The sequence below is a fragment of the Pseudomonas kitaguniensis genome (assembly GCF_009296165.1).
Lineage (GTDB): Bacteria > Pseudomonadota > Gammaproteobacteria > Pseudomonadales > Pseudomonadaceae > Aquipseudomonas > Aquipseudomonas kitaguniensis.
Genome location: NZ_VUAZ01000095.1, coordinates 20,838 through 29,950, shown reverse-complemented (window position 1 = coordinate 29,950; position 9,113 = coordinate 20,838). Strand labels below are relative to the sequence as shown.

The window sequence follows — 9,113 nt, the reverse complement described above, 5'->3', positions numbered from 1 at the left end:
TGGTGGGGCGAGGACCTTTTTTACTTTGGCTGGGCCGGCTTCCGGGCCTTTCAAAAGTGACCCGCTGTAAGAGCGGAACCGATATAAGCCATAAACTCAGTAACGGATATGCACCCAAGACCAAAGTCACAAGCCAAAATAAATTTTAATAGCAAAAACAATAGGTTATTTGTAGTTTGATAGGAGCGGGCTTGCCCGCGATAGCATCCACTCGGCATGCTTGAGGGTGCGCGGTGCCTGCATCGCGAGCAAGCCCGCTCCCACACACTAGGCGCTGAAGCCTCGGCGGCCTTGCAGGCCGCGGTGTGCACAAAGATCAACCGCGTGCCAGGGCCGAAGCGTCCAGCCTCAATCTGTTGCTTCAAGGCCAACAAGGCTTTGCCGGTGTAAAGCGGCTCCAGCGGCACGCCACAGGCTTGTTCGGTGGCGTGGATAAAGTCGAGCAACGGCGGATCGACCTTGGCAAAACCGCCTCGGCTGGCATCCACCAGTTCATAACCACCCCGCACAATAGCCCGCACGTTCTGCGCCACGCCATGATCATCCGGCACCGCCAAGGCGCCGAACACCGCATGCGCGCCTGCCTCGGCCAGTGCCAACCCAGCCAGCGTGGTACCCGTGCCCGCCGCCAACCACCAGGCGTCATAATCGTCCCAGCCAAGGCTGCCGAGTTGCGTGCGCACCTGCTCCACAAGCACTGCGCAACCGAATGCCCCTTCGATGCCGCCACCGCCTTCGGGCACGGGGTGCATTGCGGGATACTGCTCACGCCAAGGCAGCCAAAAATCCGCCTCATGCCGCGCACGATAGCCGCCATAACCCAGCCAATGCAGTTGCATGCCAAACGCTTTCAAGTCGAGCACGGTCGGCGTGTCTTGAGGATGCCCACGCAGCAGGCCGACCGTGGTGAACCCAAAGCGTTTACCGGCGGCCGCCAACGCGTGCAGGTGGTTGGAGTGCGCGCCGCCGAGGCTGATGACACCGCTGGCACCGGCGATCTGCGCCTGTGCCAGATGCTCGGTGAGCTTGAACCATTTGTTGCCGCTGATCAGCGGGTCGATGCGGTCCAGACGCAGCACGGCCACCTCGACCCCGTTCAGCCAATCCAGCTGCAACGGTTCAAGGGGAGCGAGGGGCAGCCAGTCGAAAGGACCCATAACGCGAGCGCATCTGTGTGCAAAAAGGGGCGCTAGTCTACCACCGCCCCATGCGGGTTTTTACAGCTCGGCGGCGAGGCGCGAGCCCTGGTTGATGGCGCGCTTGGCATCCAGCTCAGCCGCCACATCGGCGCCGCCGATCAGGTGCACGTGCTGGCCCGCGGCGAGCAGGCCGTCGTGCAGTTCACGCAGTGGGTCCTGGCCTGCGCAGATAACAATGTTGTCGACTGCCAGCACCCGCGGCTCACCCTCGGCGCCGATGCGGATGTGCAGGCCTGCCTCGTCAATCTTCAGGTATTCCACGCCGTTGAGCATCTGCACCTGCTTGTTCTTAAGGCCGGTGCGATGAATCCAGCCGGTGGTCTTGCCCAGGCCGTCGCCGACCTTGGAGGACTTGCGCTGCAGCAGGAACACCTCACGCGCCGGCGCATGCGGTTGAGCGGTGATACCGGCAACGCCGCCACGCGCTTGCAACTGGGTGTCGATGCCCCACTCTTTCCAGAACGCATCACGGTCCAGGCTCGTGGACACGCCCTGATGCACCAGAAACTCGGAAACGTCGAAGCCGATACCGCCCGCGCCGATCACCGCCACACGCTTGCCCACCGGCTTGCGCTCAAGGATCACGTCCAGGTAGCTCAGCACCTTGGCGTTGTCGATACCCGGTATCGCCGGGGTACGCGGCGCGATGCCAGTGGCCAGGATGATCTCGTCGTAACCGCCCGCTGCCAGTTGCGCCACGTCCACACGGGTGTTGAGGCACAACTCGACATGCGTGGTCTGCAGCTTGCGATTGAAGTAACGCAGGGTTTCGAAAAACTCTTCTTTGCCCGGAACGCGCTTGGCGATGTTGAACTGGCCGCCGATTTCGCTGGCGGAGTCGAACAGGGTCACCTGATGGCCGCGCTCAGCCGCCACGGTGGCCGCCGCCAGCCCCGCTGGGCCGGCACCGACCACGGCGATTTTTTTGATCTGTTTGACCGGCAGGTAATTAAGCTCGGTTTCGTAACACGCGCGCGGGTTGACCAGGCAGGTGGTCAGTTTGCCGCCAAATGTATGGTCCAGGCAGGCTTGGTTGCAACCGATGCAGGTGTTGATTTCATCCGCACGGCCGGCTGCCGCCTTGTTGACGAACTCCGGGTCGGCGAGAAACGGCCGCGCCATCGAAACCATATCGGCATCGCCTTCGGCGAGGATCTGCTCGGCGATTTCCGGGGTGTTGATGCGGTTGGTGGTGATCAGCGGAATCTGCACCGCACCGCGCAGTTTGGCGGTGACTTTGCTGAACGCGCCACGCGGCACTTTGGTCGCAATGGTCGGGATACGCGCTTCGTGCCAGCCAATGCCGGTATTGATAAGGGTGGCACCGGCCTGCTCGATCGCTTTGGCCAACTGCACGATTTCTTCCCAACTGCTGCCGCCTTCCACCAGGTCGAGCATCGACAGGCGGAAAATAATGATGAAATTCGGGCCGACCGCTTCACGCACACGGCGCACGATGTCGACTGCCAGGCGCATGCGATTTTCGTAGCTGCCACCCCAACGGTCGGTGCGGTGGTTGGTATGCGCGGCGAGGAACTGGTTAATGAAGTAGCCTTCAGAGCCCATGATCTCGACGCCGTCATACTCGGCGACCTGTGCCAACAGCGAGCAGGTGACGAAATCCTCGATCTGCTTCTGAATGCCCTCCTCGTCCAGCGCCTTGGGCTTGAACGGGTTGATCGGCGCCTGAATCGCGCTCGGTGCGACCTGCTTGGGGCTGTAGGCATAACGCCCGGCGTGGAGGATTTGCATGCAGATTTTGCCGCCCGCCGCATGCACCGCCTGGGTCACGATCTTGTGCTGCTGCGCTTCTTCGTCGGTGGTCAGCTTGGCTGCACCGGCGTACACCCCGCCCTCGTCATTCGGGCCAATGCCACCCGTTACCATCAGGCCGACGCCACCGCGTGCGCGCTCGGCAAAATACGCCGCCATGCGCTCGAAACCGCCGGGTTTTTCTTCAAGGCCGGTGTGCATCGAACCCATCAGGGTGCGGTTGCGCAAGGTGGTGAAACCCAAGTCCAACGGGGCCAGCAGGTGCGGGTAAGCAGCAGCGGTCATGGTACAGCTCCACAACGGATCATCACGGGGCGTGGCACGCTCAAACGGCATGCCATCGGTTTATGCCCACAGACTAAGAGCCGGCGGACTACGGCTCAATGACTGAAACTGACAACTTATTGATCAGAATGCACAGCGGCGCTTGGCAAGCGAGTGCAGGCGCCCTACCCTAGGCGGCGAACCCTACACACGGTCTGTTGTCTGTTGCCCCATGCGTAAACTTCTAGCGTTCACCGTCTCCATGGCCCTGGTTGCCGCCGTCGCCGCGTATCTGGTTTGGACCCAGGAGCGCCCCGTGGCGCATTACCTGTCAGACCTGCGCATCACCCTGGCCGTCAACGAAGGCGAGCCTGCCGATCGCGGCAACTTGCTCGGCATCCAGCCGGAGCTGTTCCCCGCCGACTACCAGAGCCTCGAACGCCTGCACTTGAAGCTCGCGGCGTACCTGCAAAAAGCCCGCGAGCAAGGGCTGATCAATCAAAAGACGGTGGTCGTGCTGCCGGAACACATCGGCACATGGCTGATGCTCAGCGGTGAAAAAAACGAGCTGTATCAGGCCGTGCACCTCAAGGATGCGATGAACTGGCTGTCGGCCAGCAACCCGCTGCAGTTCGCACGCGCCTGGCTCAGCGCCACGGGCGGTAACCGCATGGACGACGCGTACCTGCGCATGAAAGCCCGCGCCATGGCCCGCGACTATCAGGTGCTGTTCGGTGGCCTGGCCAAAGAGTTTGGCGTAACCGTGGTGGCCGGCTCCATCACCCTGCCCAACCCGAGCGTCAGCCAGGGCCAACTGCAGATTGGCGACGGCGCGTTGTACAACGCCAGCGTGGTGTTTGGTGCGGACGGCTTGGCCGTCGGCCAGCCGCAGCGCCAGTTCTACCCGATCTACGATGAGCGCGAGTTTATCGAGCCGGGTGATGAAAACCTCGTCAGCGTGGTCGATACGCCGGCTGGGCGCCTGGGCATTCTGATCGGCAGCGACAGCTGGTACCCGGACAACTACCGCAAACTCAACGAGCAAGGCGCGCAATTGGTCGCCGTGCCCGCTTTCGTGACTGGCCGCGACACGTGGGACCGCCCATGGCGCGGTTTCAAAAGCGTCTCGACGCCGACGGAAATCAGCCTCAAGCCCGAAGAACTCAGCGAAGGCGACGCCTGGCACCGCCTCACGCTGATCAGCCAACAGCCGATCAGCCAGGCCGCCGCTGGTATGAGCGTATTCCTGCGTGGGCAGTTCTGGGACTTGGGCACCGCCGGGCAGAGTTTTCTCAGCAGCAACGGGCAAATTGCTGCCGACCGCGATGCCCATGGCGCGCGCTTGCTGAATATCTGGCTGTAGCGCCTTGAAGCCGGTGCGACTTGGCGACCTGTCAGTGGCCTTCGTGCACACCCTGGCCGACGCGATTCACAGCCACGGCCTGGACCCGCAACCGCTGCTGCTGCAATACGGCCTTGACCCGGCACGCCTCGCCGAAGCCGGCGCACGCTTGTCGATCCCGCGCTACATGCGCCTGGGTCATGCCGCCATCCAACTGACCGGCGACCCGGGCCTGGGCCTGCGCATGGGCCAGCTCAGCCGGTTGAGCCAGGCCGGTTTGGCCGGCGTGACCGCCGCACAAGCGCCTAACGTGCGTGAAGCCGCGCGCACGCTGACCCGTTTTGAAGCGCTGTACGGCTCTAACTATCGCGGGCAGTCGAGTTTTCATGAAGATGCCGACGGCGCCTGGCTGCGTTTCTATTCGATTAGCCCGTACAACGCTTACAACCGCTTTGTGGTGGATTCGATCATCGCCGGTTGGCTGCAGCAATTGTCCAGCCTGGCTCAGCAAACCGTGCAGGCACAACGCATCGACATCGAGTTCGACGCGCCGGGTTACAGCGCGCAGTACAGCGTGCTGGGTGACAACCCGATCCACTTTGGCGCCGAGGCCAACCAATTGCGCCTCAACCAGCACACCCTGGCCATGCGTAACCCGCAGCATTGCCCGAGCACCTGGCAGCTGTTGCTGAAGTTGTGTGAACGTGAATTGGAACAACTGACCCGCACCCGCAGCCTGCGCGAGCGCATTACCCGCTTGCTGGGGCCGATGCTCAATGGCGGCCGGGAACCCGACCTGGAAGAAGTGGCGGCACGCTTGAAGCTGCCCACCTGGACGCTGCGCCGCAAACTGGCCGAAGAAGGCACTCAGTTCCGCGCGATTCTGAACGATACCCGCCGCGATTTGGCCATGACCTACATCCGCGACACGGAATTGGCCTTCGGCGAGATCGCTTACTTGCTCGGTTTTGCCTCAGCCCAGGCGTTTCAACGGGCCTTCAGGCGTTGGAACAACCAGACCCCAGGGGAGTTTCGCCGCAGTCAGCGGCATTCCGCCTGAAGTCGGTGTTACAGCTCGGTTGCGTCGTCGGCCGGGTCCAGTGGGTCCAGTTCAAAGGCCTGGTACTCCAGCAGTTCTTCTTGGTATTCGTCCATGGTGTACTCCTTGTTGGGTTAAAGCGGCTGTCAATTAATGACCTGCACAGCCAGCCTAAAGTGCCGTGATGACGAAAAAAAGTCCGCGTCATGACGTTTCTGCACTCCAACATTAAACGTAGCAGCGTTGTAACGATTTAGCACCAGGATTTATGCACGGGGCAAGCAGCCGCTACGGGATCAACGCTGCTAAAGCCAACCCCGTAGCGGTGTGGATTACTGCGCAGCGTTTGGCAGCGGAGGAATCGCCTCGGTCGGCGCCGGCAGTGCCGGGTTGGTCGCCGCCGGCGCAGGCTCGGAGGTTGGCTGCGGGGTTGGCTGGAGTGATGAGTCAGGGGCTGATTCCGGCGCCGCTTCGGTAGCGGGTTGCGCCTGCGGAGCAATCGGCGCCGCCTCGGGTGGCGGTGCAATCGGCTCCGAAGCCGCCGGTGCAGCCGGTTCTTCCTTCGGCGCCTCGACCTTCTCGACGGCCGCAGCAGCCTTGGGTTCCGGCACGCCCAGTTCAGCTTTCGGCTTTTCCGGTATATGCGCAGCCTTCTTCACTTCCTGCGGCAGGAACACATCCACCAGCGCAAAGTAACGGTCATAGAACTTCGGCGCCGAAACCGTCTCACTCGCCACCTTGACCATTGAGTCATCGGTGGAGCCAATCGGCATCGACAACGAACCCAACACACCTACCCCGACACTCGCCGAGTTGTTGACCTTCTTCAGCGCGTAGCGGTCCTGCAAGGCGTTGGCAAAAATCGTCGAGTGATTGTTGCCTTTGCCGTCATCGGCACACACCACGTTGAAACTGATTTGCAGATGCGTCTCGCCGGTTTGCTGGAAGCTCTTGTTACCCACTACCAGCTTCGGATCGCTGCTGGTAATGATGTAACCCTGGCTCAACAGCGCACGCCGTGCTGCTTCGCACGCGGCCACATCGGTGACCGGGTAATCACGCGAGAACGTACCGGAGTCGTCGAAAGCCTCATGTTCATAAATAGCGGTCTTGGGTGACGAGCAGCCCGCAGCGCCCGCCAGCACCAGCGCCAACCCGAGGCTACGCAAGTGAAATGATGTCGACATCGAAAATCCTGAGGAAAACAGTCCGGACGGTATTGTGCAACATAACGGGCGGTTGGCGCGCGCATTCCTGTCGGTAAAACGTCACAGGCTTACACCACGGTGCCTGCAGGAAACAGCTCAGCACACATATGGTCGATAAACACGCGCAGTTTGGCTGAGGCATGCCGACTTGACGGCCATAACAGCCAGAAGCTGCCACGGTGTTCAAGGCAGTCGTCCAACACCCGTTGCAAGCGCCCTTGATGCACCGCCGCATTCACCATGAAGTCCGGCAGGCAGGCGATGCCCAAGCCTTCGTACACCGCCTGGTTGAGGGATTCAATGGTGTTGCTGACCAGCGGCGTGCGCAACACCGGCTCGGCCACGCCCGGTACGTGGCGCAACGGCCAGGGTTCAAGCTTGCCGGTGGCGCAGAATTTATGCCGCAGGCAGGCGTGGCCGCTCAAGTCTTGGGGCTGTTGCGGGGTGCCGTGGTGGGCGAAGTATTCCGGGGCGCCGACCAACACCAAGCGAAAATGCCCCAAGTGACGCGCCATCAAGCGCGAGTCTTCCGGCTTGCCGGTGCGAATCACCGCGTCGAAGCCTTCCTCGATCACATCGACCATGCGGTCCGAAAAATCCACATCCAGCTCGATCTCCGGGTAGGCGCGCATAAAGTCGCTGAGCACCGGCATCAGCAGCCCGCGCACGTGCGGCAGGCTGATGCGCAACTTGCCACGCGGCGTAGCGCCCGCCTCGGTCAGCGCCTGCTCGGCCGCCTCCACCTCAGCCAGAATCCGCCGCACGCGCTCAAGAAACAGCGCGCCCTCGCTGGTCAGCGTGACGCTGCGCGTGTTGCGGTGAAACAAGCGCACGCCCAAGCGCTCCTCGGTGCGCGCAATGCTTTTGCCCACGGCCGACGAAGAAACCCCCAGTACCCGGCCAGCGGCGGTGAAACTGCGTGCCTCTGCGGCCTGCACGAATACCTCAAGACTGCCCAAACTGTCCATGACCTGACCCTTGAAGATTGCGGACACTGATGTCCGACAAGTTCGGAACCTTAGCCTGTTTTTCCGCAGCGCACAGCGCCCTACTCTGCCAGCTGGCCTTTTTGCATGGACACAGCGCGATGAGCAACAGCTGCGCAATAAACGATTGCCCCTCGGTAACCCGGCATGACGCACTGCCTTTAGGCGGCCTGTTAGCATTAGCCTCAGCCGGTTTTATCACCATCCTCACCGAAACCATGCCGGCCGGGCTGTTGCCGCAGATGAGCGCCGGGTTAGGCGTTTCACCGGCACTGGCAGGCCAACTCGTCACCCTTTACGCACTGGGTTCATTGCTCGCGGCAATCCCGCTCACCGTATTGACGCGAGGCTGGCGGCGGCGCCCGCTGTTGCTGATTGCCATCGGCGGCTTTGCCTTGGTCAACAGCGTCACGGCGTTTTCCAGCCATTACGGGCTGACGTTGGTGGCACGCTTTCTCGCCGGGGTATTCGCCGGGCTACTCTGGGCGTTGCTGGCGGGGTATGCCAGCCGCATGGTTGCGCCGCACTTGCAAGGTCGGGCGATTGCCGTGGCGATGCTCGGCGCGCCGCTGGCATTGTCACTCGGCGTACCGGCAGGCACCTTCCTCGGCAGCGTGGTTGGCTGGCGCCTGAGCTTTGCGAGCATGACCGGCCTGACACTGTTGCTATTGATATGGGCGCGCTGGCAGCTCCCGGATTTTGCCGGTGAACACAGCAAGACACGCTTGGGCCTGCGCCAAGTGCTGAGATTGCCAGGCATTCGCCCGGTGCTGTGGGTGACCCTCACCTACGTGTTAGCCCACAACATTCTCTACACCTACATCGCGCCCTTGTTAGTGCCCGCCGGGCTTGCCGCCGACATCGACGGCGTACTGTTGGTGTTTGGCCTGGCGGCGCTGCTAAGCATCTGGCTGGTGGGGGCGTTGATTGATCGGTGGTTGCACGCGTTGCTGGTGATCAGCTGCGCACTGTTTGGCCTGATCGCCTTGGCGCTGGGGTTCTGGTCAGACTCGCCAGCCGTCATCTACAGCGCTGTCGCTGTCTGGGGTTTGGCATTCGGCGGCCTCGCGGCCCTGCTTCAAACGGCACTGGCCAAGGCGGCGGGCGCGTCGGCGGATACTGCGCAGTCGATGCTGGTGACGGTGTGGAACCTGGGCATAGCCGGCGGCGGGTTGGCGGGTGGTGTGTTGCTTCAAGGCTGGGGCGTCGGAGCATTTGCGTGGGCGGTCGCCCTACTGATGCTACTCGCCTTGGCTGGCAGCCTGAATCGCCGCTAAAAAAAAGCCCCCGGTCCTTTCAGAC

6 protein-coding genes and 1 pseudogene are annotated in these 9,113 nt (G+C 62.2%); 3 read left to right on the top strand and 4 right to left on the bottom strand.

The annotated features are described in order from the left end of the window. Positions 1–267: 267 nt before the first annotated feature. Both F0169_RS16480 and F0169_RS16475 read right to left on the bottom strand, forming a co-directional pair. Positions 268–1,157: pseudogene (locus F0169_RS16480) on the bottom strand (1-aminocyclopropane-1-carboxylate deaminase/D-cysteine desulfhydrase). Positions 1,158–1,217: 60 nt separating this feature from the next. Beyond that, positions 1,218–3,257, bottom strand: a complete 2,040-nt coding sequence (locus tag F0169_RS16475) for an NADPH-dependent 2,4-dienoyl-CoA reductase (RefSeq protein WP_152747094.1) — start codon at positions 3,255–3,257, stop codon at positions 1,218–1,220. Positions 3,258–3,468: 211 nt separating this feature from the next. Here F0169_RS16475 and F0169_RS16470 point away from each other — a divergent pair, with 211 nt between their 5' ends. After that, a complete protein-coding gene (locus tag F0169_RS16470; RefSeq protein WP_058413384.1) occupies positions 3,469–4,599 on the top strand; it encodes a carbon-nitrogen hydrolase family protein in 1,131 nt (376 codons plus the stop codon). A 4-nt stretch (positions 4,600–4,603) separates the two neighbouring features. Further along, entirely contained in the window at positions 4,604–5,638 is a 1,035-nt protein-coding gene (locus F0169_RS16465; protein WP_152747093.1) for an AraC family transcriptional regulator, read from the top strand. Between the two features lie 311 nt (positions 5,639–5,949). On the opposite strand, the gene F0169_RS16460 is transcribed toward F0169_RS16465, so the two are convergent. Both F0169_RS16460 and F0169_RS16455 read right to left on the bottom strand, forming a co-directional pair. Next, positions 5,950–6,804 (bottom strand): DUF2242 domain-containing protein, encoded by an 855-nt coding sequence (locus tag F0169_RS16460; protein ID WP_152747092.1) that lies wholly within the window; start codon positions 6,802–6,804, stop codon positions 5,950–5,952. A gap of 89 nt (positions 6,805–6,893) precedes the next feature. Next, positions 6,894–7,793 (bottom strand): LysR family transcriptional regulator, encoded by a 900-nt coding sequence (locus F0169_RS16455; RefSeq protein WP_152747091.1) that lies wholly within the window; start codon positions 7,791–7,793, stop codon positions 6,894–6,896. Between the two features lie 119 nt (positions 7,794–7,912). On the opposite strand from F0169_RS16455, the gene F0169_RS16450 reads away from it, so the two are divergent. Beyond that, the gene (locus F0169_RS16450; RefSeq protein WP_152747090.1) at positions 7,913–9,088 is read left to right on the top strand and encodes an MFS transporter; all 1,176 of its coding nucleotides are present in this window, start codon (positions 7,913–7,915) and stop codon (positions 9,086–9,088) included. The last annotated feature ends 25 nt before the right edge of the window (positions 9,089–9,113 follow it).

Excerpts from the sequence above, each read along its gene's own strand:
- F0169_RS16470 (WP_058413384.1), top strand. The coding sequence starts at position 3,469 with ATGCGTAAACTTCTAGCGTTCACCGTCTCCATGGCCCTGGTTGCCGCC.
- F0169_RS16455 (WP_152747091.1), bottom strand. The coding sequence starts at position 7,793 with ATGGACAGTTTGGGCAGTCTTGAGGTATTCGTGCAGGCCGCAGAGGCA.
- F0169_RS16450 (WP_152747090.1), top strand. The coding sequence starts at position 7,913 with ATGAGCAACAGCTGCGCAATAAACGATTGCCCCTCGGTAACCCGGCAT.
- F0169_RS16460 (WP_152747092.1), bottom strand. The coding sequence starts at position 6,804 with ATGTCGACATCATTTCACTTGCGTAGCCTCGGGTTGGCGCTGGTGCTG.
- F0169_RS16475 (WP_152747094.1), bottom strand. The coding sequence starts at position 3,257 with ATGACCGCTGCTGCTTACCCGCACCTGCTGGCCCCGTTGGACTTGGGT.